Genomic DNA, 24,709 nt, shown 5'->3' with positions numbered 1-24,709 from the left:
TGCTAGCCATACACTGTGCCGGTGAGTCTCGCCGACCTGCTCAGCCCCGCCGGACAGGACCTGCTGGCCCGGGCTGAGGCCCTGGCAGGAGGGGATCCGCTGCGGGCTGCCGCCCAGCTGCGCACCGCCGGAACCCCGCCCGAGCTGGCCTCGGAGGCCCTGACCCAGGCGGCGCTGCGGCTCAAGGGCCGGGCGAAGTTCGGCGCCGACGCGGATGGGATGTATTTCACCCGGGCGGGCCTGGAGCAGGCCACCCGGGCATCGGTCTCGGCCCGGCGGGCCGCCCGGCTGGCCGCCGCCGGGGTGCGCAGCGTCGCGGATCTGGGCTGCGGGATCGGGGCCGACTCGCGGGCCTTCGCCCGGGCCGGGATCACGGTGCACGCGATCGAGGCCGACCCGGCGACAGCGGAGATCGCCACGGCGAACACCGCCGGGCTGCCGGTGACGGTGACCTGCGGGGACGCGACCGAGGTGGACCTGAGCGGGTACGACGCGGTGTTCTGCGACCCGGCCCGCCGGTCGGGTAACCGGCGGATCTTCGACCCGAAGGCCTACTCGCCGCCGTGGGACTTCATCGTCTCCCTGACCACACGGCCCGCCGTGATCAAACTCGGGCCGGGCATCGACCACGCCCTGCTGCCGGCCACGGCCGAGGCCGAGTGGGTGAGCGTCGGCGGCGAGGTCGTCGAGGCGGCCCTGTGGTGCGACCGGCTCGCCGAGGTACCCCGGCGCGCCACGGTGGACGAGCTCCAGATGACCGGGGCCGGCGACCGGGAAGCGGAGGTCGGTGAGGTCGGCCGGTACGTGTACGACCCGGACGGTGCCGTGATCCGGGCGCATCTCGTGGCCGAGCTGGCCGACGAGCTGGGGGCTCGCATCGCGGACCCGACGATCGCGTACCTCTACGCCGACGAGCTGCGGGCGACGCCGTTCGCCAGGGGGTACACCGTGGAAGAGGTTTTGCCCTTTTCCCTGAAGCGGCTGCGCGCCGCGCTCCGGGAGCGCGAGGTCGGGCGGCTGACGATCAAGAAGCGGGGCTCGGCGCTGGAGCCGGAGTCGCTGCGCAGGCAGCTCAGGCTGTCGGGCTCGCAGGAGGCGACGGTGATCCTGACCCGGGTGGCTGGGGCGCCGGTCGCGCTCATCACGCAACCGGCGCCTGCCGCGTAGGACCTACTTGCCGCCGTGCCAGGAGGACCAGAGGGCCGAGTAGGGGCCCTTGGCCGCGACCAGCTCCGCGTGGCTGCCCAGCTCGGCGATCTGGCCGTCCTCGACCACAGCCACCCGGTCCGCGTCGTGCGCGGTGTGCAGCCGGTGGGCGATGGCGATCACCGTGCGGCCTTCGAGGACGGCCGCGAGGGACCGCTCCAGGTGGCGGGCCGCTCGCGGGTCGAGCAGTGACGTGGCCTCGTCGAGGACCAGCGTGTGCGGGTCGGCCAGCACGAGGCGGGCCAGCGCGAGCTGCTGGGCCTCCGCCGGGGACAGCGTGTGCTCGCCCGAGCCGACCAGGGTGTCCAGGCCGTCCGGCAGCGCATCGGCCCAGGTCAGGGCGTCTACGGCCGACAGGGCTGCCCTGACCTGCTCGCGGGTCGCGTCCGGCCGGGCCAGGACCACGTTCTCGTGCAGGGTGCCGAGGAAGACGTGGTGCTCCTGGGTGACCAGGGCGACCTGGCCGCGCAGGTCGTCGAGCGGCAGCTCGATCAGGGGTACCTCGCCGACGGCGACGGAACCCGTGCGCGGCCCGTGGATGCCGGCCAGGAGGCGGCCGAGCGTGGACTTGCCGGCCCCGGACGGGCCGACCATCGCCAGACGCTCGCCGGGCCTCACGTCGAGGTCGATGCCGTGCAGGACGTCGCGGGTGCCGTAGGAGTACCGCACGTCGCGCGCCGCCAGCTCAGAGCCGGCCGGCTGGCGCCCGCTGGCCTCACGATCGGCGGGCACCTGGGCGACACCGAGCAGCCTGGCCAGCGAGACGCCGCCGACCTGCAGCCGGTCGAGCCAGCTCAGCAGCTCGTCGAGCGGGTTGATGAGCTGCTGGACGTACAGCACGGCTGCGGTCGCCTGGCCAAGTGTCACGAGATCGTTGGTGTAGAAGAGCCCACCGGCGAACGCTGTGGCGGCCACGGGCAGCACGTACCCGAACTCGACGATCGGGAACCACCAGCACCGCAGGTACAGCGTGTACCGCTCGGCGGCCCACGACTCCCCGATCGCCTCGTCGAGCCGGACCTTGCGGCTCGCGGCCAGGCGCAGCGCCTCGACCGTACGCGCCCCGTCGACCGTCTCGGCCAGGCTGTCGTTGATCTCGGCGTAGCTGGCGTTCTCGCGGAGGTAGCCAGCGGTGGCCCGCTTGAGGTACCAGCGGGTGCTGAAGTACAGCAGCGGCACGGTGATCAGCCACGGCAGGGCCAGGATCGGGCTGACCAGTGCCAGCGCGCCGATCGTGAGCACGACGGTGACGGCGGCGACGAGGGTGGCCGGGACGGCGTACCGCACGGCCTCCGACATCTCCTCCACGTCCCGCGAGCTGCGGGTCAGCAGGTCACCCGAGCCAGCGCTCTCCACAGTGGACAACGGCAGGGCGAGCGTGTGGTCGATGAACTCCTCGCGCAGCTCGGCCAGCATCTGCTCGCCGAACTTGGCGCTCGCCAGCCGGGCGTACCGGATGAGGAGGGTCTGGACGACCAGGAAGGCGGCGATCGTCAGTGCGATTTTGTCCACCGTCCACGAGGACCCGCCGCTGCGCACCTCCTCGACCAGGTTGCCGAGCAGGGCCGGGGCGAACAGGCCGGAGACGGCCGCCGCCGCGTACAGCCCGATCGTCAGCGACAGGGCACCCGGATGCCTGCGCAGCAGGGTCAGGGCATAGCGGCGGACCGCCGGGCCGTCGGCGATCGGCAGGATCTGCTTCACTGCTCACCCCTTGTCACGGTCGCGAGATAGCGCGGCTCGGCAGCCAGCAGCTCACGGTGGCCGCCCTCCGCGATGACCTTGCCGTCCTCGACGTAGAGCACCCGGTCGGCCCGGTCGAGCATCAGCGGGCTGGTCGTGCAGACCACGGTGGTCCGCTGGTCGCGGGCGGCACGCAGCCGTTCGGCGATCCGCGCCTCGGTGTGCGCGTCGACCGCGCTGGTCGGCTCGACCAGCACCAGCACCTCCGGGTCGATCAGGAGCGCGCGGACCAGCCGCAGCCGCTGCTGCTGCCCGCCGGAGAACGACCGGCCCCGCTCGGCGACCCGGGAGGCCAGGCCGTCGGGCAGCGCCTCGACGATGTCGGCGGCGCTGGCCGCGTACAGCGCGTCGTTGATCTGCTCGTCGGTCGCGAGCCCTGCCGGGTCCAGCTCCCGCCGCAGCTCACCGGCGAAGATCCGGGCGTCGTTGTCGGCCACCAGGATCTTCTCCCGCACCGTTTCCAGCGCCACGTCCCTGAGGGCGATCCCGCCCCAGGTCACTTCGCTCATCTGGTACCTGCCGAGGCGGTCGGCGATCTCAGCCGCCTCCTCGGGAGTCGCTGCGGCGATCGCGGTCAGCCGCCCCGGCGTGATCGTCGTACCCGACTCGGGATCGTGCATCGGGCCGGACGGCGCCTCGGGCTGCCCGCCGCCGGAGATCTCCGGCTCCAGGGTGAGGATGCGGACCACCCGCTTGGCGGCCACGTTCGCCTTGATCAGCTTGTCGGCCATCTCGGTCAGCGTCCGCATCGGGGAGACCAGGAAGACGGCGTACCCGTAGAAGGCCACCAGCTCACCGGGGCTCACCTCACCGGACAGCGCGAGCCGGGCGGCGGCCCAGGTGACCAGGACGAGGAAGATGCCCGGCAGGAAGTACTGGGCTGCTTCCAGGATCGACTGCACCCGCTCTACGCGCACGCCGGACTGCCGGACCCGCTGCGACTCCGCCCGGTACGTCTCGGAGAACGACTGCTCGCCGCCGACCCCGCGCAGCACCCGCAGCCCGGCGACGATGTCGTTGGCCCGGCTGGTCAGCGCGCCGACCAGCTCACGCTTCGCCGACTGGCGGCGGTGCAGCGGCTTGAACAGCGGGGCGATCAGCGCCATCACGGCCGGCACGCCGAGCAGGATCAGCAGGCCGAGCTGCACGGACGTGCTCAACATGATCACGGCGATCACGATGATCGCCAGGATCGCGCCGGAACCGCGGCCGAGGATGTCCAGCGCCCCGCCGATCCGGGACACGTCGGAGTTGCCGACCGCGACCACCTCGCCGGTCGCGAGCCGCTTCGGCAGCGTCGCGCCGAGCTCCGTGGCCTTGCGGCCGGTGAGCTGGATGGTCCGGTACGCGGCGGCGAGCCAGTTCTGCACGGCGTACCGGTGCCGGATCAGCCCGGTCAGCGCGATCGCGGCACCGAGGCCGAGGATCACGCCCGTCCAGAGCAGCAGCCCGCCGGTGTCCTTCGCCGCGACGCCCTCGTCGATGGTCTTGCCGACCGCGAACGGCATCAGCGCCCGCGAGATCATCCAGAGGATGCCGAACGTGATGAGCATGGTCAGCCGCCCGGCCTGCATCCGCGCCACCCAGACCAGGTAGCGGGACGGGGACCGGGTGTCAGGTGTGCCGGGATCGGCCTCAGGAAGTTGTCGCATAGCGCCCCCGACGCTACGCCTGCCAGTACCGTGATCGCCTCTGCTTTTCCGGTGACTCTGGTAATGGGTTAATTAGCATCGGGTCGTTACGGACGGCGTACCGGGAGTGCGGCGGAAACCTCCCTGCGGTCCGGGGCGTAACGTTATGTGCCGTGATCCTTGAGTTGCTCGGCAGCGAGCACCTGCCCGCGCTCCTCGTCATCGAACGCGACCTGTTCGGCTCCGAGGCCTGGACCCGCTGGATGATCCAGAGCGAGCTCGACGCCGGCCACTACTACCGGGCGGCCACNGAGGACGGCGAGCTCGTCGGGTACGCGGGCCTGGCGGTCGTCGACGACGAGGAAGCCTGGGTGCAGAACATCGCCGTCCGGCGCGACCAGCAGGGCAAGGGCATCGGTGCCGTCCTGCTGGAGGACCTGCTCCGCGAGGCCGGCAACCGCACGGTCGGGCTGGAGGTGGCGACGGACAACCCGGCCCAGCGGCTCTACCTCCGGTACGGCTTCGAGATCGTCGGCGTCCGCAAGCGCTACTACCAGCCCAGCAACAAGGACGCCCTCGTCATGCTCCGGCCGTCCCCGGTGCCGACCCCGCCTCCTGTCCGGTTCCCGTAACGTCCACGATCAGCGCGCAAGGGAGCCGATGCACTAATGTCTGCCGATGTGATGGTGCGGATGTGGGAGGTCCGAGCCGAGCCGGACACCTTCGACGAGCTGCTGGACTGGGTCTGTGAGTACGCCATACCCAACGTCCGGCATCATCCGTCCCACCTGGACAGCGAGGTCTTCTCCTCCACCGACGACCGGATCGTCTGGCTGTCCCGGTGGCGCGGCCTGCCAGCCCCGCTGCCGGCCCCACCGGGCCGGCTCGTGGCCCGGCCCCCGCACGCGTGGGACTTCACGCCGGTGGACTACTAGCGCTTGATCTCGGCGTACCGAGGTGCCCCGGCCCCAGATTCCGAGCCGAACGGAACCAGCGGTACGTGTTCCGGGGCAGCGGCCCGGCTGATCGACACGCCTCGCAGGCACGCGTCGCACCACGACCACAGGTACCCGATCCGGGTCACCGCATGGCCGTAGTACACGAACTTGACCGACCCTTTCGCGCACAGTGGACACCCGGCCAGTTCGGGCCAGGCATCCACGGCGGCGAGCATGCTCGCCATGAACCTGCGCCGGTCTCCCTTGGCCATGGCCCGTTACTGGCTGACCGTCTTGCGTTCGCTGGCCGGTACCGCGTCGGGGCGGCGGAGGTACAGCGGGGTCAGGATCTCGGTCGGGGCTGCCGAGGAGATCCGGGGCAGGGCGAGGGCGGCGTGGCCTTCGACCGGCGGGTACAGCGGGTCGTCGAGGACGGGTACTGGCAGCGGGTACAGGGTGGCTCCGGCTCCGGCTGCCGCTTCGAAGTCCGGTTCGATGTCGGCGGCGCGGCCGACCGAGGGGCCCGAGACGCGGACGCCGTCGGCGTACACGCCGTAGTACAGCTCCTTACGGCGGGCGTCGGTCGCGATCAGGAGACGGCCGCGCGTGCCGTACGCGATGCCGTCCAGTGTGCACACGCCGTAGGTCGGGATGCCGAGCGCGTGGCCCATCGCCATCGCGGTGACCAGCCCGACGCGCAGCCCCGTGTACGGGCCCGGGCCGACCCCGGCCACGATCGCCTTGAGGTCACGGGGTGCCGCACCGGCCTCGGACAGGCACTCGGCGACGAAGGGCGAGAGGGACTCGCCGTGCGCCCTCGGGTTCACCACGGTGCGGCTGGCGACGGTCTTGCCGTCTGCCGTGTCGTACAGCCCGGCTGTCACGCACGGGGTCGCGGTGTCAATCACCAAGGTCAGCATGGGCCAGCCTTTCCTTCCACTGCGCGCCGTGCGCTTCGAGCCGGGCGGTGCGGGTGTCGTCGTCCAGCCGGGCGAACGTGATCTCCAGGTACGACTCGGCGAGCCGGCCGACGAGCCCGTGGCCCCATTCGACGAGGGTCACCGACTCGTCGAGGGAGTATTCCAGGTCGAGGTCCTCCAGCTCACCGACGGACCCGAGCCGGTAGGCGTCGACGTGCACGAGCGGCAGCTCGCCGTGGTGCACGCGGGCGATCACGAAGGTCGGGCTGGTGACCTCGCCCGCCACCGCCAGCCCGTGCCCGACGCCTTGCGCGAAGGCCGTCTTGCCCGCGCCGAGGGGGCCGGTGAGCACCACCAGGTCCCCGGGCCGGAGTACGGCGGCGATCCGGGCGCCGAACGCCCGGGTGTCTGCCACGGTCGGCAGGGTGATCACTAGGCACCTCTCCCTTGTACTACTGCCCGTCCGGTTGCAGGGCCTCGCCGAGCAGCCGGGCAGCGAGTGCCAGGTCGTCGCGGAGCGCCGCGAGGGGCTTGCCGTTCGGGCCGAACCGAGCGGCTGCCGCCGGGTGGTACGTCACGACGACGGCCCGCCCGCCAATATTGTGCACAGCACCCCGTACCTGGGCCAAAGTCACCCGGGTACCGAGGAACCACGCGGCGGCCGTCAGGCCGAGCGCGACGATCACCCGCGGGTTGAGCAGGGTCAGCTGGGTCTCGAGCCAGGGCCGGCAGTTGGCGATCTCCGGGGCTTTCGGAGTGCGGTTGCCGGGCGGGCGGCACTTGATCACGCCGAGTACCGCCGTCTCGGACCGCGACAGGCCGGCGTCGGACAGCAGCTGGTCGAGGAGCTGCCCTGACCGGCCGACGAACGGCTTGCCGGTGGCGTCCTCCTGCGCGCCCGGCGCCTCCCCGACCAGGGCGAGCCGCCGGGTGAACTGGCCGTGCTCGCCGACGACGACCGTGTTGCGGACGGCGGCGAGTTCCCGGCAGCGGACGCAGCCCTTGATCCGGGTGGCGAGTTCCCGCCACTCCTCGCCGGGCGGCTGGGTCATCAGCCGGCGGCCCGGCGGACCAGGGAGATCAGGGCCTGGTTGACCGGCTCGGGATGCTCCAGCAGGGCCAGGTGGCCGGCGTCGGGGACGATCAGCACCTCGGCGGAGGGCAGCATGCGGCAGATCTCCTCCGCGTGCTCCGGCGGGGTGAACAGGTCCTTGTCGCCCGCCACCACCAGCACTTCCTTCTTCACCAGCCGGGCGAGCGCCGCCGAGCGCGAGTGGGTCATCAGCGTCTTCACGTACCCGGCCATGATCTCCACAGAGGTCCGGGAAATCATACGTTCCACATAGGACACCAGCGCGGGACTGGGCTTGGCCGTCCCGAAGCCGTACCGCCGGGTCAGCAGCCAGAACAGGTCCGAGGACGCCCGGCGGGCCTTGTCGATCACGCCGGGGGTGAGCCGGCCTGCCGTGGCCAGTACGGGGACGATCGGCTTGCGGATGCCGCTGACGGCCCTCGGCAGGCCGAACGTGACCTCGTCCAGCTTGCCTGCCGAGGTGTTGAGCAGGGCGACGCCGGCCACCCGGTTCTTGATCAGGGCAGGCCACTGCTCGGCGAAGGACATGATCGCCATCGCGCCCATCGAGTGCCCGACCAGGACGAGCGGGCCGTCCGGCACGGTCTCGTCGATCACTCTGCGCAGGGTCGCCGCCAGGCTGGCCAGGTCGTAGTCCCCTGCGGCCTGCCGCCCCGACTTGCCGTGCCCCGGCTGGTCGTAGAAGACCATGTCGTACGTGCCCTGCAAAGCGCGCCGCTGGAAGTGGAACGTGCCCATGTCCAGGCAGAACCCGTGCACGAACACGAGCGTGGGAGCTGTGCCGTCCCCGCCACGGCAGATCTCGGCGTAGACGTCGACGTCGTCCTCGGTGACGACCATGCGCCGCTCGTCGTACGGGAGCTTGTCGAACGGCTCGGCGGCCAGCGGGTCCTCCGCGATGGCCTTCCGGGTCCGCCCCACGAGCACGCGCTCGGCGGCGATCCCGGCAGCCACCCCGGCCGCGGCCACACCGACGATCGCCCCGAAGAGGGTCGCCTTCTTCTTCCGGCTCGTCGGTTTACCCGTCACCGGTACACCCGCGGAATGCGAGCCTGTCCTCCGAAACTCGTCACCACTTCATAGTTGATGGTGCCGAGCACCTTTGCCCAGTCGTCGGCGGTCGGTTCCCCGTCATCGCCGGGGCCGAACAGGATCGCCACGTCGCCGGCCTGCACCGGGTCGTCGCCGCAGTCCACGATCACCTGGTCCATGCACACCCGGCCGGAGATCGTCTTGCGCGAGCTGCCCAGCCACAGCGGGCCGACGTTCGACGCGGCGCGGGACAGGCCGTCGGCGTACCCGATCGGCACCACGGCCAGCGTCGTCTCGTTCTTCGTCTCGTAGATGTGCCCGTAGGACACGCCGTGCCCGGCCGGCACCCGCTTCGCGATCGTCACCCTGGCCCGCACGGTCATCGCCGGGCGGAGGCCGAAGTCGACGCCGGGGATCGGCGACAGCCCGTAGACGGCGATGCCGGGCCGGACCACGTCGTAGTGCGCAGACGGCAGCGCGAGCGTGGCGGCGGAGTTGGCGATGTGCCGCTGGGCCGGCTTGAGGCCGGCGGCGGTCGCGACCTCCAGGGCCTCCTCGAAGACCTTGATCTGCCGGGCGTTGGTCGGGTGGTCCGGCACGTCGGCGTAGACCAGGTGGCTCCACACGCCGACGATGTCGACGTGCCCGCCGGCCTGGGCCTTGGCCGCGGCCTCGACCAGCTCCAGCCAGTCGTGCGGCTGCGCGCCACCCCGGCCGAGCCCGGTGTCGACCTTGAGGTGCACCCGTGCGGTCTTCCCGGCGACCGTCGCGCCGGCCGCCACCTCGGCCAGCTCGGTCAGCGAGGCGGCAGAAAGTTCGATGTCGGCGGCGATGGCCTGCTCACGGGGCATGCCCGGCGCGGCGAGCCAGGCGAGGACCGGCGCGGTGATCCCGGCTGCCCGCAGCTTCAGGGCTTCCTCGATCGTCGCCACACCGAACCGGGTGGCTCCGCCGGCGAGCGCTGCGTGGGCGGTCTGCACCGCGCCGTGGCCGTAGCCGTCGGCCTTCAGGACTGCCATGACCTCGGCCGAGGTAGCTGCCTTCAACCGGGCGACGTTAGCCGTGATCGCATCCAGCTCGATACTCGCCTCAGCCTGCCACATCACTCCAGCCTAACTGGATGACCTTGTGTCACCCGCCAACCACTGGGTGTGGGACCCCTCATGTCGCTATAGCAGCATGAGGGGTCCCACGATCATGAGAGCAGCGAGCTGACCACCGGCCGGAGTGCCGCCGCCACGTCCGATGCCGTCACCGGGCCGGAGCGGGCGGCGTGCTGGCCAGCCAGGCCGTGGACGTACGCCGCGCACACCGCAGCCCAGATCGGCTCGACTCCACCGGCGAGCAGGGAGCCGAGGAGCCCGGCCAGCACGTCACCGGTACCTGCGGTGGCCAGCGCAGGCGTCCCTGTCGGGTTGACGAACGCCGTCCCGTCCGGGTCGGCGATCACCGTCCGGGGTCCCTTCAGCAGGACTGTCGCGTTCATGCGGGCGGCGAGGTCGCGGGCGGCCGCGACCCGGTCCGGCCCGGGTGGGTGCCCGGCGAGCCGTTCGTACTCCCCGTCGTGCGGCGTGAGCACCAGCGGCTTCTCCCGGCCTTCCAGCCAGCCCGGGTGGGCGGCGATGAGGGTGAGCGCGTCGGCGTCGAGGCACAACGGCACCTGTTCCAGGATCGCCGTGCGCAGGTCGGCCTGCCCCGGGCTGTCGAGGCTGAGCCCTGGCCCGACCACCCAGGCCTGCACCCGGCCGGCGTCGGCCAGCCGGTCGGTGGTCACGACGTGCGGGTGGTGGTCGCGGACGGCCGAGGCCCCGGCGCCCGCGTACCGGATGTAGCCGGCGGGCCCGGCCGAGGCTCCGCCGACCGCGAGGACGCCGGCCCCCGGGTACCGCCGCGAGCCGGCCGCGATCCCGACCACGCCCCGGCTGTACTTGTCGTCACCCGTCCTCGGCCACGGCCACCGCGCGGCGACGTCGCCGATGTCCGCGACCCACAGCCTCGGCTCGGGCAGCTCGAAGCCGATGTCCACGACGTCGACCTGCCCGGCGTACTGCGCGCCCTCCCCGGCCACCAGCCCCGGCTTCAGGCAGCCGAAGGTGACCGTGACGTCGGCCTTCAGCGCCAGCCCCGGTACGGCACCGGTGTCGGCGTCCACGCCACTCGGCAGGTCGACGGCGATGACGGGGGCTTCGGGCAGCTCGGGCAGCGGGGAACGCAGCCCGCCGGTACCGCCGATGCCCACGATCCCGTCGATGACCAGGTCGGCGGGGACCACAGTGGACACGATCCGGCCGCCAGCCGCACGGAAGGCCGCCATGCCCTCCGCGTGGTACCGCTCGGAGAGGAGCAGCGCCGAGCACTGGGCGCCGCGCCTGGCGAGCTGTGCCCCGGCGAGGAGCGCGTCGCCGCCGTTGGCACCGCTGCCGATCAGGAGCAGGACGCGCGCGCCGTACACGGAAGAAAGCATGGTGGTGCAACGGCGCGCGAGGCCGGTTGCCGCCCTGGCCATCAGCGGCTCGTGGGCCTGTTTCCGCTCGGCCTGCCGGATGTCGGCGACCGTCCACACGCCTCTCATCCCTCAGCGACCACCATCGCCGAGGCGATCCCGCCGTCGTGGGAGAGGGACAGGTGCCAGCGGGCGATACCGCGCTCCTTGGCCGCTGCGGCGACGGTGCCGGAGACGGTCAGCCACGGCCGGCCCTCCGGGTCGGTGACGATCTCGCAGTCGTGCCAGAGCAGGCCTGCCGGGGCGCCGAGGGCCTTGGCCACGGCCTCCTTCGCGGCGAACCGCGCGGCGAGCGACTCCGGCGCACGGGGGTTGCCGGAGGGCGTCAGCCGCTCAGCCTCGGTGAACAGCCGCTCGGCGAGCAGCGGGGTCCGGGCGACCGCCCGGGTGAACCGCTCAACCAGCACAACATCTATGCCAACCCCGACAATCATGCCCTCAGCTTAGGGCCTTTCCGACTCCTACCGATCATGTAGTGACTGCACTACGCTGTAGTGATGACTACGCCGGTCTCTGTCCGTTTTGAGGACCATCTGCTCACCAGGCTGCGCCGCCGGGCGGCTGGCACGCCGGGTGCGAGCGTGTCCGGGCTGGTCCAGCGGCTGGTCGACGAGGGCCTTCGCCTGGTGGAGCACCCGGGCGTCGTGTTCAAGGACGGGCCGAGCGGGCGTCGCGCGGCCCTCGCCGCCGGGCCGGACATCTGGGAGATCGTCACGGTCCTGCGCGAGGTCGACGAGCGCGGCCCGGCAGCGATCGCGGCCACCGCCGACATCCTGTCCCTGCCGGTGCCCCAGATCAAGATCGCCATTCGGTACTACGCGGACTTCACCGCTGAGATCGACGCGGAGATCGCCGAGGCCGACGCCGAGTCGGAAGCGGCCCAGGCAGCCTGGGAAGCCGAGCAGCGGCTGCTCGCATGAGTAACGCCAACACCTGCGGGCCGGGGCGATGACGAGTCGTCCGCTGCGCGCCGGAGTCCGGCTGCTGCTCGACGAGATGCACTCCCCCGTGATCGCCCGCGCCCTCCGCGCCCTCCAGTACGACGTGGTGGCCGTCGCCGAGCGCGCCGACCTGCGCGCACTGCCCGACGCCGAGGTGTATGCCTACGGCGTCGCCCAGGACCGGTGTGTCGTCACGGAGAACGTGAAGGACTTCCGCCGGCTCCACGCCCAGGCTGCCCAGGCCGGCCTGCCCCAGGCCCGGCTGCTGTACACGTCGGCGCGCACCTTCCGCCGTACCCGGCGCGACTTCACCCCGATCATCGACGCCCTGATCGCGTGGATGGCCGCCCCGCACGCGGCCGGCTCGGAGGCCTGGCTCCGCCCCGCCGGCCAGCCCCCGGCAGAAACACCCTCCACTTAGGATCACCACTCCCGTACTCTGCGTAGATGATGGCCGCCCGGCACGAGATCGCGAAGCAGTACGCCACCTGGTACTCGGAGCTGGGCGCGTCCGCCGTGCTGCTCGGCGGCTCGACCGGCCGGGGCCACGCCGACCGCTGGTCCGATGTGGAGCTGGGCGTCTTCTGGCCCGCCGACCCGCCGCCGGCCCGCACCGAGGTACCAGGCCACGTCCGCGACCACGGCCGGGAGGACGACGCCTGGCACGACGACCTCCGAGCCGGCTCCCCTGGTCCGGCCCTCCCACAACCGGACCACCCCGAACCAGACCACCGTGGATGGGGCCTCCCGAACCCCGGCCTCCCCAGTCCTGGCCTCCTCGGATGCGGCCTCCCCGAGCCGGGTCTCCTCGGACCCGGCCTCCCCGAGCCAGGGCTCCTCGTTGAGGTTGTCCATCTGCCGCTGTCCGCTGCCCACGTCCGCCTCGACCGGCTGTTCTCCCCCACTCCCGACCCGGACCTGCTGACCTTCGCCGCAGCCCTCACCCAGGGCCGGCTTCTCGCCGGTGACCTCTCGGCGCTGACGACCCGGGTCGCCACGTACCCCGACGCGCTCGCCGCAGCCGTCGTCCGCAGTCTCGGCCAGATCGACCACTTCTGGCGCTGGCGGATGTACCTCGAACGCGACGACCCCCACGGCCTCCGCGCCCACTTCGCCAGCGTGGCCCGCGCCGTCATCCACATGCTCTGCGGCCTCAACCGGCGCTACTGGCCCGGCCCGAAGTGGCCGAACCGGACTCTCGCAGGCCTGACCATCACCCCGCACCGGGCCGCCGACCGGCTCAACCGCGCGGCGACCGCCCGGCCAGCCGAGGCCGCGGCTCTACTCAGCGAACTCGTCACCGAGACGCACGGCCTGATCGCCGTGCACCTGCCGGCCGCGGACCCCGCCCGGCTGCACGAGATCTTCACCTTCACCCGCGAGCCGTGGCCGTGACGGGCTGACAAGAAAACGGCGGCCTCGAGGGACCGCCGTCAACCGGGTGCAGGACTACTCGACCGTCACCGACTTCGCCAGGTTCCGGGGCTGGTCGACGTCGTGGCCGAGGGTGTGGGCCATCTCCGCCGCGAGTACCTGCATCGGCACCGTGGTCACCAGCGGCGCGAGCAGGGTCGGGGTCTGCGGCACGTAGATCAGGTCGTCGGCGAACTGGGCGACGGCCTCGTCACCCTCCTCGGCGATGACGATGGTCCGCGCGCCCCGCGCCCGTACTTCCTGGATGTTCGACACGACCTTGTCGTGCAGGATCGACCGGCCGCGCGGCGAGGGCACCACGCACACGACGGGCGTGCCCTGGTCGATCAGCGCGATCGGGCCGTGCTTGAGCTCGCCGGCCGCGAAGCCCTCGGCGTGGATGTAGGCCAGCTCCTTGAGCTTGAGCGCGCCTTCCAGTGCCACCGGGTAGCCGACGTGGCGGCCGATGAACAGCACGGTCGGGGCGCCGGCCAGCTCGCGGGCCAGCTCACGCACGGGCTCCATCGTGGACAGCACCTGCTCGACCTTGGCCGGGATAGCCTGGAGCTCGGCGACGATCGCCGCGACCTCGTCGGTGAACTTGATGCCACGAACCTGCGCGAGGTGCAGGCCGACCAGGTAGCAAGCCGCGACCTGGGTCAGGAACGCCTTGGTGGACGCGACGGCCACCTCCGGCCCGCCCCGGGTGTAGAGGACGGCGTCGGACTCGCGCGGGATGGTCGATCCGTTGGTGTTGCAGATGGCCAGCACGCGGGCCTTCTGGGTCTTCGCGTGCCGGAGCGCCATGATCGTGTCCATCGTCTCGCCGGACTGCGAGATCGCGATGACCAGCGTCGAGCGGTCGAGCACCGGGTCGCGGTACCGGAACTCGCTGGCCAGCTCGACCTCGCACGGGATCCGGGTCCAGTGCTCGATGGCGTACTTCGTGACGAGGCCGGCGTGGTACGCCGTCCCGCACGCCACGATGAAGATCTTGTCGACGTCGCGCAGGTCCTGGTCGGTCAGCCGCACCTCGTCCAGCGCGATCTCGCCGGCCTCGGTGAGCCGGCCGCGCAGGGTGTCGGCGAGCACGCCGGGCTGCTCGGCGATCTCCTTGAGCATGAACCAGTCGTAGCCGCCCTTCTCGGCGGCGCTCGCGTCCCAGTCGACGTGGTAGTCGCGGCCGACAGCCGCCTTACCGTCGAAGCCGATCACGTCGATGCTGTCCGGGGTGATGGTGACGATCTGGTCCTGGCCCAGCTCGACGGCCTCACGGGTGTGCTCGATGAAGGCTGAGACGTCGGAGGCGAGGAAGTTCTCGCCCTTGCCACGGCCCACGACCAGCGGCGAGTTCCGCCGGGCGCCCACCACGACGCCCGGCTGGTCGGCGCTCACCGCGAGCAGCGTGAACGCGCCCTCGAGCCGCTGGCAGACGGCCAGCATGGCCTGGGTCAGGTCGCCACCCTGGGCGGCGATCAGGTGCGCGACGACCTCGGAGTCGGTGTCGGAGGCGAACTCGATGCCCCCGGCGGTCAGCTCGGCCCGCAGCGCGGAGAAGTTCTCGATGATGCCGTTGTGGATGATCGCGATCCGGCCGTCGACCGACAGGTGCGGGTGCGCGTTGCGGTCCGTCGGGCCGCCGTGCGTCGCCCAGCGGGTGTGCCCGATGCCGGTCACGCCCTTCACGGCCTCGTCGGCCAGGACCTTCTCCAGGTTCGCCAGCTTGCCGGCCTTCTTCAGGGCGGTCAGCTCACCTTCGTCCACAATGGCCACACCTGCGGAGTCATAGCCCCGGTACTCCAGACGGCGAAGGCCGTCCACGACGATTCCCAGGGCCTGACGGCCCCCTGCATACCCGACAATGCCACACATGCCGAGAAGCCTAGCCGAGTTTCAAGCAAATTGCATGCTCAAATGGTGCAGTTTTGAGCAACGCTTCTGCTCGCAAAGCCCTCTGTCCAATCAAGATCGCATTTTGTACGAGCCGCCGTGGCCAAACTCCTGAGAAAAAACGAAGAACCGCCCAGAGGATCCCCTCCGGGCGGTTCCGTTCGTCCGTAGCCGTGCGGCTGTAGTTATGCGGCGCGCACCACACCCGCGATCCGCTCGGCGACCGACTCGGCCACCTCGGCGCTCGGCGCCTCCACCATCACCCGCACCAGCTGCTCCGTACCCGACGGGCGCAGCAGCACCCGCCCGGCCCCGGCCAGCTCGGTCTCCGCCTCGGCGACGGCGGCGAGCACGGAAGCCGCGCTGGCTGCCACCGTCCGGTCGGTCACCGGCACGTTGATCAGGATCTGGGGCAGCCGGGTCACGATCGAGGCCAGCTGGGCCAGCGGCTTGCCGGTCCGGGCCATGGTGGCCATCACCTGGAGCAGCGTCAGCGAGCCGTCGCCCGTCGTCGCGTACTCCGGCATCACCACGTGCCCGCTCTGCTCCCCGCCGAGCGCGTAGCCGCCGTTGCGCAGCTCCTCCAGCACGTACCGGTCGCCGACCTTCGTCTCGACCAGGGTGATGCCGTGCTCGCGCATGGCCAGCTTGAGGCCCAGGTTGCTCATCACCGTCGCGACGAGAGTGTCGCTGGCCAGCTTGCCAGCGTCGCGCATCGCGACCGCCATGATGGCCATCAGCTGGTCGCCGTCCACGACCTCGCCGGACGCGTCGATCGCCAGGCACCGGTCGGCGTCCCCGTCGAGCCCGACCCCGAGGTCGGCCCCGTGCTCGACGACGGCGGCGGCCAGGTCGTCCAGGTGCGTCGAACCGCACTGCTCGTTGATGTTCAGCCCGTCAGGCTCACCGTGGATCACGACGACCTCTGCGCCGGCCCGCCGGTACGCCTCCGGCGCCACCTCGAAGGCCGCGCCGTTCGCGCAGTCGATGACGACCTTGAGCCCGGTCAGCGAGTCCGGCCCGCCCACCGAGGACACCAGGTGCTCGATGTAGGCCTCAGCGCCGTCCAGCAGGTCGTGCACCCGGCCGATGTTCCGGCCGGTCGGCCGCTCCCAGTCCTCGCTGAGATGCGCCTCGATGGCGTTCTCCAGCTCGTCGTCGAGCTTGTGCCCGCCGGCCGCGAAGAACTTGATCCCGTTGTCCGGCATCGGGTTGTGCGAGGCGGAGATCATCACGCCGAGGTCGGCCTTGGTCTGCCCGACGAGATACGCCACGGCCGGCGTCGGCAGCACGCCGACCCGGACGACCGTCGCGCCCGCGCTGGTCAGCCCGGCCACCACCGCGGCCTCCAGCATCTCGCCGCTGGCCCGCGGGTCGCGGCCGACCAGCGCCACCGGCGGGTGGGTACGGTCGCGCTCGGCGAGGATGTGCGCGGCCGAGGCGGCCAGCTTCATCGCGAGATCCGGCGTGAGCGTGGCGTTGGCGAGGCCACGGACCCCGTCGGTACCGAACAAGCGTGCCATCGGAGACGAAACCCCCTACGCATAGACACCGCGGCCGGGCTGCCCATCGAAGGGCGGCCCGGCCGCGGTGAGAAGAATTAACGCTTCGAGTACTGAGGAGCCTTACGGGCCTTCTTGAGACCGTACTTCTTCCGCTCGGTGACGCGGGCGTCACGGGTCAGGAAGCCAGCCTTCTTCAGGGCCGGGCGGTCGTCAGCCTCGACCTCGCAGAGCGCACGGGCGATCGCCAGGCGCAGCGCGCCGGCCTGACCGCTGGTGCCGCCACCCTTGAGGTTGGCGTACACGTCGAACGACTCCAGGCGCTCGGTGATCACCAGGGGCTCCTTGACGAGCTGCTGGTGCACCTTGTTCGGGAAGTAGTTGTCCAGCGCGCGGCCGTTGCAGGTGACCTGGCCGGAGCCGGGCACGAGGCGGACGCGGACGATGGCCTCCTTGCGGCGGCCGACGGTCTGCACCGGGCGGTCGCTGCGCAGCGGCTTGACGGTGACGGCGGCCTCGAAGGACTCGGTCACCGGCTCGACAACAGCCACCACGGCGGCCGGGGTCGGGACGCTCTCAGTCATGATTTCCTCGGTCACTGGGCGATCTGCTTAATCTCGAACGGCACCGGCTGCTGCGAGGCGTGCGGGTGGTTGTCGCCCGCGTACACCTTCAGCTTCTTGATCAACTTCGCGCCCAGCTTGTTGTGCGGCAGCATGCCCTTGACCGCGAGCTCGATGGCCCGGTCGGGGCGCTTCGTCAGCAGCTCCTCGTAGCTGGTCTTCTTCAGACCGCCCGGGTAGCCGGAGTGCCGGTATGCAATCTTGGTGGCACGCTTGTTGCCGGTCAGCGCGATCTTCGCGGCGTTGATCACGATCACGAAGTCACCGCCGTCGACGTGCGGGGCGAAAGTCGGCTTGTGCTTGCCGCGCAGCAGCGTGGCCGCGTGGGTCGCCAGACGGCCCAGCACGATGTCAGTAGCGTCAATGACGTGCCACTGACGCTCGATCTCACCCGGCTTCGGGCTGTACGTACGCACAGGTCTACCTTGTCTCGTCGTCGGTCTGGGGCCTGAGTACCGCTGACCCGGCGTGAGACCCGGCGGCGGCGCATAGGCGACAAGCGTACCCGTGGAGGTACGCCCTGCAACTGTCGCACAACAGTCGTTGAGGATAACGGGCGGGTCGTACCCTGGTCAAAACGAGGGTGCCCATCCGCTCGGGCAAGTATGGCCGGCGAGTCGCGGGCGCGCCGCCCCGCGAGAGGCGATTCACATCGACGGCCACCGCGATCCCGTCAACAGCGCACTGACCGGCAGGCCCGGGGACACTCCGACCGGCTGAATCCATGATCGTTAACACGGGGAGCGGCGGGGTGGTGGTCGGATGATCGTCGACGTGGGTGGTGGCGTGCGGCTCGCCTGCCGGATGTCAGGGCCCGTGGATGCCCCGGTACTCGTGCTTCTGCATGGTGGCGGCACCGACGGCTCCGCCTGGGACGAGCTGGCTCCGGCCCTCGCCGGTACCTGGCGGGTCTGCGTGCCCGACCTGCGCGGCCACGGGGCGAGTGACCGGCCGGGTGAGTACTCGCTGGCTGGGATGGCCGAGGACCTCCGCGGGCTGCTGCGCGGGCTCGGCATCGCCCGGGCTGTCGTCGTGGGCCACTCGATGGGTGGCGTCGTCGCGTACCTCTTCGCGGCTGCGTACCCGGCTCTGGTCTCGGCCCTCGCGCTCGCCGAGACCCCGCCGCCCGTACCGCTGGGCCTTCCGGTGCCGGCCAGGCCCGCCGGGGGCCTCCGGTACGACTGGGACGCCCGGCTGGCCGTCCTGGCCGAGCTGAACCAGCCCGCTCCATCCTGGACGGAAGCCCTGAGCCGGATCACCGCCCCGGCGCTGGTCGTCGCGGGCGGCCCGTCCAGCCATCTCCCGCAGGACGAGCAGGCCGCGATGGCTGCCCTGGTACGGGGAGCCCGGCTCGTGACGCTGCCCGCCGGGCACCGTGTCCACCAGGATCCGGGGTTCGGCGCGCTGGTGCACGAGTTCGCTTCCACCACGCTCCGCTACCACCCGGGCTTACCATACGAGCCGCTTCGTGGGTGACAGATCGGAAATGTCTGTTCGGGTGACGCGAATCAACCGGTCGCCCGCCCCACGGAGTGGCTTTCCCCCACTACCCTGGAGGAGGCGGCAGCGAGAGTCGTGACGGCGCTAGGCGCCCCCTAGCCAAGCGGCGGAGCGATCAGGAGGCATCGTGGAGAAGCTGGCGATCGCGGCACGTGACGAGAACCAGGACTACGGGCTCGACTTCCTCACCCGGGTGTGGCTCCACACCGTGGAGGGCATGACCCGGGAGGAGGCCCTGGACACCGTCCTGTTCCAGGACTCCAGGGACTGACGCCACCGGAGCGGCGGGCCAACGGCCACGCCCCCGGTGGTCAGGTAACAACGCAACACAGCAAACGCCCCGCCCCCTCGGCGGGGCGTTTGCTGTGTACAGGCACTACTCTGCCGTGTTCGGGCGCTACCCGGGCTGGGGCGTTCCGTTTACGGCCACGCCAGCTGCGCCCGGAACGGCCACGGCACCGTTGACAGGAACGGCCAGGACAGCCTGTGACCGCAAGCGGCCGGGAAAGCCGTGGCCACTCCCCGGCCAGGTCTACCCGTGGTCGAACTCGCGGTCGCGCACCCCGGCCAGGAAAGCCTCCCACTCCGTGGGGGTGAACACCAGGATCGGCCCGTCGTCCTCGGCGAGATTGCGCATCCCGATCAGGTCGCCGACGAACGCGACGCCCACGCTGCTCCCGGGGGTCGCCGAGCGCCAGACCGCCTGGCTCTCGTCGAAGGTGCCCTTCAACGGGTGCTCCACCATGACCCGACTCCCTCTCCGGCTGGGCGGCCGTGCCCGGGACATGGGCACGGCCACTAGTCCAACGCCCGCGCGGCCCGGGGGTTGTTGCGGGATCGTGTCAGGAATTCCCCAGCGTGCCAGGAGCACAAACCTCACCGGGTACGAGAAGAGGCTTTTGATCTTTGTTTTTGATCTGAGGCGAGGTGGCCAGCTGAGGGCGGATCTGGCAAGCATCGGGACTTTCCTCGTACCGGTGTTGTACGCGGAAAGTCCCGATGCGCCGTCCAGATTCGTTCTCAGCTGGTCGGCAGGACCGGCAGATAGACTTGTGCGCCGCTGTTGACGAATTCCTCCGACTTGTCGGCCATGCCCTTCGCCGCGTATTCCTTGAGCTCCTGGCTGATCTTCATCGAGCAGAACTTCGGGCCGCACATCGAGCAGAAGTGCGCCGTCTTGGCTGGCTCGGCCGGCAGGGTCTCGTCGTGGTACTCGCGGGCGGTGTCCGGGTCGAGGGACAGGTTGAACTGGTCCTGCCAGCGGAACTCGAACCGGGCCTTGCTGAGCGCGTCGTCCCAGGCCTGCGCGGTCGGGTGGCCCTTGGCGAGGTCGGCGGCGTGCGCTGCGATCTTGTAGGCGATCACGCCGGCCTTCACGTCGTCCCGGTTGGGGAGGCCGAGGTGTTCCTTCGGAGTGACGTAGCAGAGCATGGCGGTGCCGAGGCTGCCGATGATGGCCGCGCCGATCGCCGAGGTGATGTGGTCGTAGCCGGGGGCGATGTCGGTGGTCAGCGGGCCGAGCGTGTAGAACGGCGCGTCGAAGCACAGCTCCTTCTGCAGGTCCATGTTCTCCTTGATCTTGTGCATCGGCACGTGGCCGGGGCCCTCGATCATGACCTGGACGTCGTACTCCCACGCGATCTTCGTCAGCTCGCCGAGGGTGCGCAGCTCGCCGAACTGGGCGTCGTCGTTGGCGTCGGCGATCGAGCCGGGCCGCAGGCCGTCACCGAGCGAGAACGCGATGTCGTACTGGGCGAAGATCTCACAGAGCTCGCGGAACCGGGTGTAGAGGAAGTTCTCCCGGTGCCCGGCGAGGCACCACGCCGCCATGATGGACCCGCCGCGCGAGACGATGCCGGTGACCCGGTCGGCGGCCAGCGGGACGTACCGCAACAGCACGCCCGCGTGGACGGTCATGTAGTCCACGCCCTGCTCGGCCTGCTCGATGATGGTGTCCCGGTACAGCTCCCAGGTCAGGCCCAGCGGGTCGCCGTTGCACTTCTCCAGGGCCTGGTAGATCGGCACGGTACCGATCGGGACGGCCGAGTTGCGGACGATCGCCTCACGGGTGGCGTGGATGTGCTTGCCCGTCGACAGGTCCATGACGGTGTCGGCGCCCCACTTGGTGGCCCAGGTGAGCTTGTCGACCTCCTCGGCGATGGACGAGGACACCGCAGAGGTACCGATGTTGGCGTTGATCTTCACCAGGAAGCCGGAACCGATGATCATCGGCTCGCTCTCCGCGTGGTTCACGTTGTTCGGGATGATGGCCCGGCCGGCCTCGATCTCGGCCCGGACGAACTCCGGCTCCACGCCCTCCCGGATCGCCACGTACTCCATCTCGGGCGTGACGACGCCCTGCCGGGCGTAGTAGAGCTGCGTCGGGCGGTGGCCGGGCTTGGCCTTGCGGACGGTCTGGCCGATGGTCGCCGTGCCCTCGGCCGGTACCTCCTCGACGTCGCCGCGCTCCATGATCCAGTGAGCGCGGAGCTGCGGGAGGCCGACCTCGGGGTCGGAGCCGGGGCCGGAGGTGTCGTAGAGCCGGACGGGCGCGTCGTCGTTGGTCAGGTCGACTTCCGCGAACGGTACCTGAATGTCCGGGCGGGAGCCCTCAACGTAAACCTTGCGGCGCATTCTCGATTTCCTTCCAGGAGAGGGGTCCGTGCCCGTTACCCAGGCGCCAGCCTGCCGAGGCCGCCAGTGCACGGGTGACGTAGTGCTTCGCGTGCGAGAGAGCGTCCGGAATGGAGGCTCCGAGAGCTAACTGCGCGGCCACCGAAGCCGCGAACGTGCAGCCGGTGCCGTGACTGTTTCTGGTACTGATCCGTGGAGCGCTCAGGAAAGTGATCCGGCCTCCGTGGTACACGACGTCGATGGCTTCGCCGTCGAGATGCCCGCCTTTCACCACGACGCATTCCGGCCCGCTCTTCGCGAGCTCGCGGGCCGCGTCCGCCATGTCGTCCACAGTGGAGATCCGAGTTTTCAGAAGGGTCGCGGCTTCGCTCATGTTCGGCGTGATCACGGCCGCCCGGCCGAACAACGCGAAGTATTCGGCCGCCCCGTCGAACAGCACGTCTCCCGACGTCGCGACGAGTACCGGGTCGACGACGAGCAGGGGCAGGTCATAGCCCATGAGCAGGGCGATTGTCTCCGCCGAGGCCAGCATGCCGGTCTTCACGGCTTTCGGCGGCAGATCACTCAGCACGGCTTCCAGCTGGGCGGCCACGAAGTCGGCGGGGGTGACACTCACACCTCGTACACCCACAGTGTTCTGGGCTGTGAGAGCGGTGACCACCGACGTGCCGAAGACGCCATGCGAAGCGAAAGTCTTGAGGTCGGCCTGCAATCCGGCACCGCCACCGGAATCAGAACCGGCGACGGTGAGTGCAATAGGAGGTTGCGTCATGACAGGGCCTCGACAAACGACGCGACCGTCCTTGTTGGATTGTCGGACCGAGTGACCGCGCCCATGACGACGACACCGGCAGCACCGGCTTCCACGCATTGCTGGGCCTTGGCCGGAGTGTCGATTCCGCCGAGCGCGTAGAGGCCGGTGAGGCCAGAAAGACCAAGCGGCGGACCATATCCAGGCTTGGATTCCGTCTCGAAAATCGGGGACAGCGAAACGAACTCGAAAGAATGGTCCACTTCGGAGAGAGCGTGCGCGCGGAAGAGCACGCCTTCGCGATTGTCCGGCGGGGAATCGGGATCGCAGACATTGAGCAGCCGGGCGCCGAGCGAGGTGACGTGGCGGGCGTAGCCGCCGGTGAAGTCGAGGGTCGCGAGCAGGCTCGCGCCGCCGTCGATGACCGGGGCGGCCAGCGACGGGCGGTCGAGGATCACGATCAGCCTCACCATTCCGGCAGGCCGTCGAAGGTCGTCGAGGCGAGAGCGTAGTCGCGGCGGGGAATCCGGCCGGCGTTCGCCGCGAGGTGACCGGCGATGACCGCGTGCTTCATGGCCGTCGCCATCGCGATCGGGTCGGCGGCCCTGGTCACAGCGCTGGCGAGCAGGACGGCGTCGCAGCCGAGCTCCATCGCCAGTGCCGCGTCCGACGCGGTGCCGATGCCGGCGTCCAGGATGACGGGCACTGGCACGTTTTCCCTGATCAAAGCAATGTTGTACGGGTTGCGAATCCCCGCGCCCGACCCGATCGGCGCACCAGCGGGCATCACCGCCGCACAGCCGGCGTCGGCCAGCCGCCGGGCGAGCACCGGATCATCCGTCGTGTACGGCAGGACCACGAAACCGTCGTCGACCAGCTTCGCCGCCGCCGCGACCAGCTCGACGGCATCGGGCAGCAGGGTCCGGTCGTCGCCGATGACCTCCAGCTTCACCCAGTTGGTCTCGAAGGCCTCGCGGGCCAGGTGGGCGAGCTTGATCGCCTCCGTGGCGGTGTAACAGCCCGCCGTGTTCGGCAGGATCCGCACACCGGTCTCGTCCAGCATCTCCATCAGGCCGCCCGGCGTACCCGGGTCGAGCCGCCGGAGCGCGATGGTCACCATCGCCGTGCCCGAGGCCTCGACCGCACCCCGCAGCGCTGCGTGACTCGACGCGCCACCGGTACCGAGAATGAGCCGCGAGGACAGCACCTCACCAGCGATGACGAGGCTATCCACCCTGCACCGCCGTCAGCAGCTCGACGGAGTCGCCGTCCCGCAGCTCCGTGACCGGCCACTCGCTGCGTGGCACGACGGTGCCGTTCACCGCGACGGCCGTCCCGCGCCGGTCGCCGGTGAGCTGCGAGACCGTGCCCTCGAACTCCATCGTCAGTCCATTAAGGATGATCTGCACTCGAACCTCCCTGGTGCAAACGGTGCGAGGTCCACGGCGGGCTCCTGGTCCAGGAGCAGTGCCGTGATCACCTCGGCGGTGATGGGGGCCAGCAGCACCCCGTGGCGGTAGTGGCCGGTGGCCGCGATCGTCTTCTCGTCGAGCCAGCCGAGCAGCGGGGCGTTGTCGGGCGTACCCGGCCGCAGCCCGGCCCGCGCCTCGGTCAGCTCGAACTCCCCCAGCTCCGGCAGCAGCTCGATCGCCGTGTCCAGCAGGTCGCGCACGCCCTCGGCCGTGACAGCCGTGCTGAAACCGCGCTCGGCCGACGTGGCCCCCACGACCACCTCGCCGTCCGACCTGGGAACGACGTACACATGCTTCCCGTCGAGGAACCCGCGTACGACGTGCCGGATCGTCGGCTTGCCGCTTCGCTCGGCGGGGCGCAGCCGGAGTACCTCACCGTGCACCGGCCGGACCGGCATCCCCGGCGTCCAGCAGCCGCCGGCCAGCACGGTCACGTCGGCGTCCGGGAGCTGGCCGGTGACCGGTACCCGTTCGCGAAGGGCCGCGAGCACCCGGCGCGGGTCGACCTGGTGATCGCCGGGCATCAGCAGGCCGGCCCGGAGCCTGGGCGTCAGGCCGGGTTCGAGTTCGCGGGGGTCCGCCTTGTGCGCCGGCAGCCGCCAGTCGGTGTAGAGCTGGCGGAGCCGGACGAGTTCGCGCAGGTCGTCGCCGGTCCGGGCCACGAGCAGCGTGCCGTCCGTGCGGTACCCGACATCGCCCAGCCCTGCGGCGAAGGCCGGCCAGCGGGAGAGGCTGGCGAGGGAGAGCTGGAGCAGGCTGGCTTCCCCGAAGTACGCCTCGGCGACGGGCGCGAGCATGCCGGCCGCCACGTTCGAGGCGCCACGACCGGGATCCGGGTCGTACACGGTGACGTCCAGGCCACGGGACAGCGCACGCCAGGCGATCGACAGCCCGATGATCCCGGCACCGTGCACGGC

General features: G+C 70.8%; 29 protein-coding genes. 8 read left to right on the top strand and 21 right to left on the bottom strand.

Translation table 11 applies throughout. The annotated features are described in order from the left end of the window. The first annotated feature begins 15 nt into the window (after positions 1-15). Entirely contained in the window at positions 16-1,167 is a 1,152-nt protein-coding gene (locus tag A3G1_RS0102235; RefSeq protein ID WP_018347828.1) for a THUMP-like domain-containing protein, read from the top strand. Between the two features lie 3 nt (positions 1,168-1,170). Here A3G1_RS0102235 and A3G1_RS0102230 read toward each other — a convergent pair whose 3' ends face one another. Together A3G1_RS0102230 and A3G1_RS0102225 are read right to left on the bottom strand one after the other, a co-directional pair. Beyond that, positions 1,171-2,910 carry an ABC transporter ATP-binding protein gene (locus A3G1_RS0102230; protein ID WP_018347827.1) on the bottom strand — a complete coding sequence of 580 codons (1,740 nt, stop codon included), beginning with the start codon at positions 2,908-2,910 and terminating at the stop codon, positions 1,171-1,173. Then, positions 2,907-4,601: an ABC transporter ATP-binding protein gene (locus A3G1_RS0102225; protein ID WP_026211726.1), complete on the bottom strand. Its 1,695-nt coding sequence runs from the start codon at positions 4,599-4,601 to the stop codon at positions 2,907-2,909. Before A3G1_RS0102225 ends, A3G1_RS0102230 begins: the two co-directional genes overlap by 4 nt. 152 nt (positions 4,602-4,753) lie before the next feature. On the opposite strand from A3G1_RS0102225, the gene rimI reads away from it, so the two are divergent. Further along, entirely contained in the window at positions 4,754-5,212 is a 459-nt protein-coding gene (gene rimI, locus A3G1_RS0102220; protein ID WP_018347825.1) for a ribosomal protein S18-alanine N-acetyltransferase, read from the top strand. A 48-nt stretch (positions 5,213-5,260) separates the two neighbouring features. Continuing rightward, positions 5,261-5,515 carry a hypothetical protein gene (locus A3G1_RS0102215; RefSeq protein ID WP_026211725.1) on the top strand — a complete coding sequence of 85 codons (255 nt, stop codon included), beginning with the start codon at positions 5,261-5,263 and terminating at the stop codon, positions 5,513-5,515. Here the strand turns inward: A3G1_RS0102215 and A3G1_RS32735 are convergent. The 8 genes from A3G1_RS32735 to A3G1_RS0102175 form a co-directional block, all read right to left on the bottom strand. Continuing rightward, on the bottom strand, positions 5,512-5,790 hold the full coding sequence (locus A3G1_RS32735; RefSeq protein ID WP_040477307.1) for a hypothetical protein: 279 nt from the start codon (positions 5,788-5,790) through the stop codon (positions 5,512-5,514). The two genes, A3G1_RS0102215 and A3G1_RS32735, sit on opposite strands and share 4 nt — an antisense overlap. A 6-nt stretch (positions 5,791-5,796) precedes the next feature. Then, positions 5,797-6,438: a tRNA (adenosine(37)-N6)-threonylcarbamoyltransferase complex dimerization subunit type 1 TsaB gene (tsaB, locus tag A3G1_RS0102205; RefSeq protein ID WP_026211724.1), complete on the bottom strand. Its 642-nt coding sequence runs from the start codon at positions 6,436-6,438 to the stop codon at positions 5,797-5,799. Then, positions 6,419-6,871 carry a tRNA (adenosine(37)-N6)-threonylcarbamoyltransferase complex ATPase subunit type 1 TsaE gene (gene tsaE, locus A3G1_RS0102200; protein WP_018347821.1) on the bottom strand — a complete coding sequence of 151 codons (453 nt, stop codon included), beginning with the start codon at positions 6,869-6,871 and terminating at the stop codon, positions 6,419-6,421. Before tsaE ends, tsaB begins: the two co-directional genes overlap by 20 nt. A gap of 19 nt (positions 6,872-6,890) precedes the next feature. Then, positions 6,891-7,490 carry a uracil-DNA glycosylase gene (locus A3G1_RS0102195; protein ID WP_018347820.1) on the bottom strand — a complete coding sequence of 200 codons (600 nt, stop codon included), beginning with the start codon at positions 7,488-7,490 and terminating at the stop codon, positions 6,891-6,893. After that, positions 7,490-8,560 (bottom strand): alpha/beta fold hydrolase, encoded by a 1,071-nt coding sequence (locus tag A3G1_RS0102190; protein WP_018347819.1) that lies wholly within the window; start codon positions 8,558-8,560, stop codon positions 7,490-7,492. Before A3G1_RS0102190 ends, A3G1_RS0102195 begins: the two co-directional genes overlap by 1 nt. After that, positions 8,557-9,666: an alanine racemase gene (alr, locus tag A3G1_RS0102185; protein WP_018347818.1), complete on the bottom strand. Its 1,110-nt coding sequence runs from the start codon at positions 9,664-9,666 to the stop codon at positions 8,557-8,559. Before alr ends, A3G1_RS0102190 begins: the two co-directional genes overlap by 4 nt. Positions 9,667-9,758: 92 nt before the next feature. Further along, positions 9,759-11,135, bottom strand: a complete 1,377-nt coding sequence (locus A3G1_RS0102180) for a bifunctional ADP-dependent NAD(P)H-hydrate dehydratase/NAD(P)H-hydrate epimerase (protein WP_026211723.1) — start codon at positions 11,133-11,135, stop codon at positions 9,759-9,761. After that, the gene (locus A3G1_RS0102175) at positions 11,132-11,500 is read right to left on the bottom strand and encodes a holo-ACP synthase (protein ID WP_026211722.1); all 369 of its coding nucleotides are present in this window, start codon (positions 11,498-11,500) and stop codon (positions 11,132-11,134) included. Before A3G1_RS0102175 ends, A3G1_RS0102180 begins: the two co-directional genes overlap by 4 nt. Positions 11,501-11,563: 63 nt before the next feature. On the opposite strand from A3G1_RS0102175, the gene A3G1_RS0102170 reads away from it, so the two are divergent. The 3 genes from A3G1_RS0102170 to A3G1_RS0102160 are packed head-to-tail and all read left to right on the top strand — an operon-like array spanning position 11,564 to position 13,402. Further along, positions 11,564-11,986 carry a hypothetical protein gene (locus A3G1_RS0102170; protein WP_018347815.1) on the top strand — a complete coding sequence of 141 codons (423 nt, stop codon included), beginning with the start codon at positions 11,564-11,566 and terminating at the stop codon, positions 11,984-11,986. A gap of 28 nt (positions 11,987-12,014) precedes the next feature. Next, complete coding sequence (locus A3G1_RS32730; protein ID WP_018347814.1) at positions 12,015-12,428, top strand: DUF5615 family PIN-like protein; 414 nt, start codon at positions 12,015-12,017, stop codon at positions 12,426-12,428. A 26-nt stretch (positions 12,429-12,454) separates the two neighbouring features. Beyond that, a complete protein-coding gene (locus A3G1_RS0102160; RefSeq protein WP_018347813.1) occupies positions 12,455-13,402 on the top strand; it encodes a DUF4037 domain-containing protein in 948 nt (315 codons plus the stop codon). Between the two features lie 54 nt (positions 13,403-13,456). Here the strand turns inward: A3G1_RS0102160 and glmS are convergent, their stop codons facing one another. From glmS to rplM, 4 genes are all read right to left on the bottom strand, one after another. Further along, complete coding sequence (gene glmS, locus A3G1_RS0102155; RefSeq protein WP_026211721.1) at positions 13,457-15,292, bottom strand: glutamine--fructose-6-phosphate transaminase (isomerizing); 1,836 nt, start codon at positions 15,290-15,292, stop codon at positions 13,457-13,459. Positions 15,293-15,495: 203 nt separating this feature from the next. Further along, positions 15,496-16,833 (bottom strand): phosphoglucosamine mutase, encoded by a 1,338-nt coding sequence (gene glmM / locus A3G1_RS0102150; RefSeq protein ID WP_018347811.1) that lies wholly within the window; start codon positions 16,831-16,833, stop codon positions 15,496-15,498. A 77-nt stretch (positions 16,834-16,910) separates the two neighbouring features. Continuing rightward, entirely contained in the window at positions 16,911-17,396 is a 486-nt protein-coding gene (gene rpsI / locus A3G1_RS0102145; protein WP_018347810.1) for a 30S ribosomal protein S9, read from the bottom strand. 11 nt (positions 17,397-17,407) lie between these two features. Further along, positions 17,408-17,851: a 50S ribosomal protein L13 gene (rplM, locus tag A3G1_RS0102140; protein WP_018347809.1), complete on the bottom strand. Its 444-nt coding sequence runs from the start codon at positions 17,849-17,851 to the stop codon at positions 17,408-17,410. Positions 17,852-18,197: 346 nt separating this feature from the next. Here rplM and A3G1_RS32725 point away from each other — a divergent pair, with 346 nt between their 5' ends. Then, a complete protein-coding gene (locus tag A3G1_RS32725) occupies positions 18,198-18,911 on the top strand; it encodes an alpha/beta fold hydrolase (protein WP_018347808.1) in 714 nt (237 codons plus the stop codon). A gap of 151 nt (positions 18,912-19,062) precedes the next feature. Next, complete coding sequence (locus tag A3G1_RS40280) at positions 19,063-19,206, top strand: hypothetical protein (RefSeq protein ID WP_018347807.1); 144 nt, start codon at positions 19,063-19,065, stop codon at positions 19,204-19,206. A 261-nt stretch (positions 19,207-19,467) separates the two neighbouring features. Here A3G1_RS40280 and A3G1_RS0102125 read toward each other — a convergent pair whose 3' ends face one another. The 7 genes from A3G1_RS0102125 to A3G1_RS0102095 all read right to left on the bottom strand — a co-directional run bounded on the left by A3G1_RS0102125 (position 19,468) and on the right by A3G1_RS0102095 (position 24,706). After that, positions 19,468-19,680: a DUF397 domain-containing protein gene (locus A3G1_RS0102125; RefSeq protein ID WP_018347806.1), complete on the bottom strand. Its 213-nt coding sequence runs from the start codon at positions 19,678-19,680 to the stop codon at positions 19,468-19,470. Between the two features lie 275 nt (positions 19,681-19,955). Further along, a complete protein-coding gene (gene thiC / locus A3G1_RS0102120; protein WP_018347805.1) occupies positions 19,956-21,569 on the bottom strand; it encodes a phosphomethylpyrimidine synthase ThiC in 1,614 nt (537 codons plus the stop codon). Next, the gene (gene thiD / locus A3G1_RS32720; protein ID WP_051110391.1) at positions 21,547-22,341 is read right to left on the bottom strand and encodes a bifunctional hydroxymethylpyrimidine kinase/phosphomethylpyrimidine kinase; all 795 of its coding nucleotides are present in this window, start codon (positions 22,339-22,341) and stop codon (positions 21,547-21,549) included. Before thiD ends, thiC begins: the two co-directional genes overlap by 23 nt. Then, on the bottom strand, positions 22,338-22,778 hold the full coding sequence (locus A3G1_RS38005; protein WP_245563421.1) for a thiamine phosphate synthase: 441 nt from the start codon (positions 22,776-22,778) through the stop codon (positions 22,338-22,340). The genes thiD and A3G1_RS38005 overlap by 4 nt, the downstream gene beginning before the upstream one ends. Before the next feature lie 8 nt (positions 22,779-22,786). Then, entirely contained in the window at positions 22,787-23,554 is a 768-nt protein-coding gene (locus A3G1_RS0102105) for a thiazole synthase (protein WP_040477302.1), read from the bottom strand. Beyond that, on the bottom strand, positions 23,547-23,729 hold the full coding sequence (gene thiS, locus A3G1_RS0102100; protein ID WP_026211719.1) for a sulfur carrier protein ThiS: 183 nt from the start codon (positions 23,727-23,729) through the stop codon (positions 23,547-23,549). The genes A3G1_RS0102105 and thiS overlap by 8 nt, the downstream gene beginning before the upstream one ends. After that, positions 23,705-24,706 (bottom strand): FAD-dependent oxidoreductase, encoded by a 1,002-nt coding sequence (locus A3G1_RS0102095; RefSeq protein ID WP_018347800.1) that lies wholly within the window; start codon positions 24,704-24,706, stop codon positions 23,705-23,707. Before A3G1_RS0102095 ends, thiS begins: the two co-directional genes overlap by 25 nt. Positions 24,707-24,709: the final 3 nt, after the last annotated feature.

The organism is Longispora albida DSM 44784, assembly GCF_000379825.1.
Lineage (GTDB): Bacteria > Actinomycetota > Actinomycetes > Mycobacteriales > Micromonosporaceae > Longispora > Longispora albida.
The sequence above is the reverse complement of the archived record's forward strand: the minus strand, read 5'-3'. Positions and strand labels throughout refer to the sequence as shown.

Excerpts from the sequence above, each read along its gene's own strand:
- A3G1_RS0102225 (WP_026211726.1), bottom strand. The coding sequence starts at position 4,601 with ATGCGACAACTTCCTGAGGCCGATCCCGGCACACCTGACACCCGGTCC.
- A3G1_RS32735 (WP_040477307.1), bottom strand. The coding sequence starts at position 5,790 with ATGGCCAAGGGAGACCGGCGCAGGTTCATGGCGAGCATGCTCGCCGCC.
- tsaB (WP_026211724.1), bottom strand. The coding sequence starts at position 6,438 with ATGCTGACCTTGGTGATTGACACCGCGACCCCGTGCGTGACAGCCGGG.
- A3G1_RS0102195 (WP_018347820.1), bottom strand. The coding sequence starts at position 7,490 with ATGACCCAGCCGCCCGGCGAGGAGTGGCGGGAACTCGCCACCCGGATC.
- alr (WP_018347818.1), bottom strand. The coding sequence starts at position 9,666 with ATGTGGCAGGCTGAGGCGAGTATCGAGCTGGATGCGATCACGGCTAAC.
- A3G1_RS0102180 (WP_026211723.1), bottom strand. The coding sequence starts at position 11,135 with ATGAGAGGCGTGTGGACGGTCGCCGACATCCGGCAGGCCGAGCGGAAA.
- A3G1_RS0102175 (WP_026211722.1), bottom strand. The coding sequence starts at position 11,500 with ATGATTGTCGGGGTTGGCATAGATGTTGTGCTGGTTGAGCGGTTCACC.
- A3G1_RS0102170 (WP_018347815.1), top strand. The coding sequence starts at position 11,564 with ATGACTACGCCGGTCTCTGTCCGTTTTGAGGACCATCTGCTCACCAGG.
- A3G1_RS32730 (WP_018347814.1), top strand. The coding sequence starts at position 12,015 with ATGACGAGTCGTCCGCTGCGCGCCGGAGTCCGGCTGCTGCTCGACGAG.
- A3G1_RS0102160 (WP_018347813.1), top strand. The coding sequence starts at position 12,455 with ATGATGGCCGCCCGGCACGAGATCGCGAAGCAGTACGCCACCTGGTAC.
- glmS (WP_026211721.1), bottom strand. The coding sequence starts at position 15,292 with ATGTGTGGCATTGTCGGGTATGCAGGGGGCCGTCAGGCCCTGGGAATC.
- glmM (WP_018347811.1), bottom strand. The coding sequence starts at position 16,833 with ATGGCACGCTTGTTCGGTACCGACGGGGTCCGTGGCCTCGCCAACGCC.
- rpsI (WP_018347810.1), bottom strand. The coding sequence starts at position 17,396 with ATGACTGAGAGCGTCCCGACCCCGGCCGCCGTGGTGGCTGTTGTCGAG.
- A3G1_RS32725 (WP_018347808.1), top strand. The coding sequence starts at position 18,198 with ATGATCGTCGACGTGGGTGGTGGCGTGCGGCTCGCCTGCCGGATGTCA.
- A3G1_RS0102125 (WP_018347806.1), bottom strand. The coding sequence starts at position 19,680 with ATGGTGGAGCACCCGTTGAAGGGCACCTTCGACGAGAGCCAGGCGGTC.
- thiC (WP_018347805.1), bottom strand. The coding sequence starts at position 21,569 with ATGCGCCGCAAGGTTTACGTTGAGGGCTCCCGCCCGGACATTCAGGTA.
- thiD (WP_051110391.1), bottom strand. The coding sequence starts at position 22,341 with ATGACGCAACCTCCTATTGCACTCACCGTCGCCGGTTCTGATTCCGGT.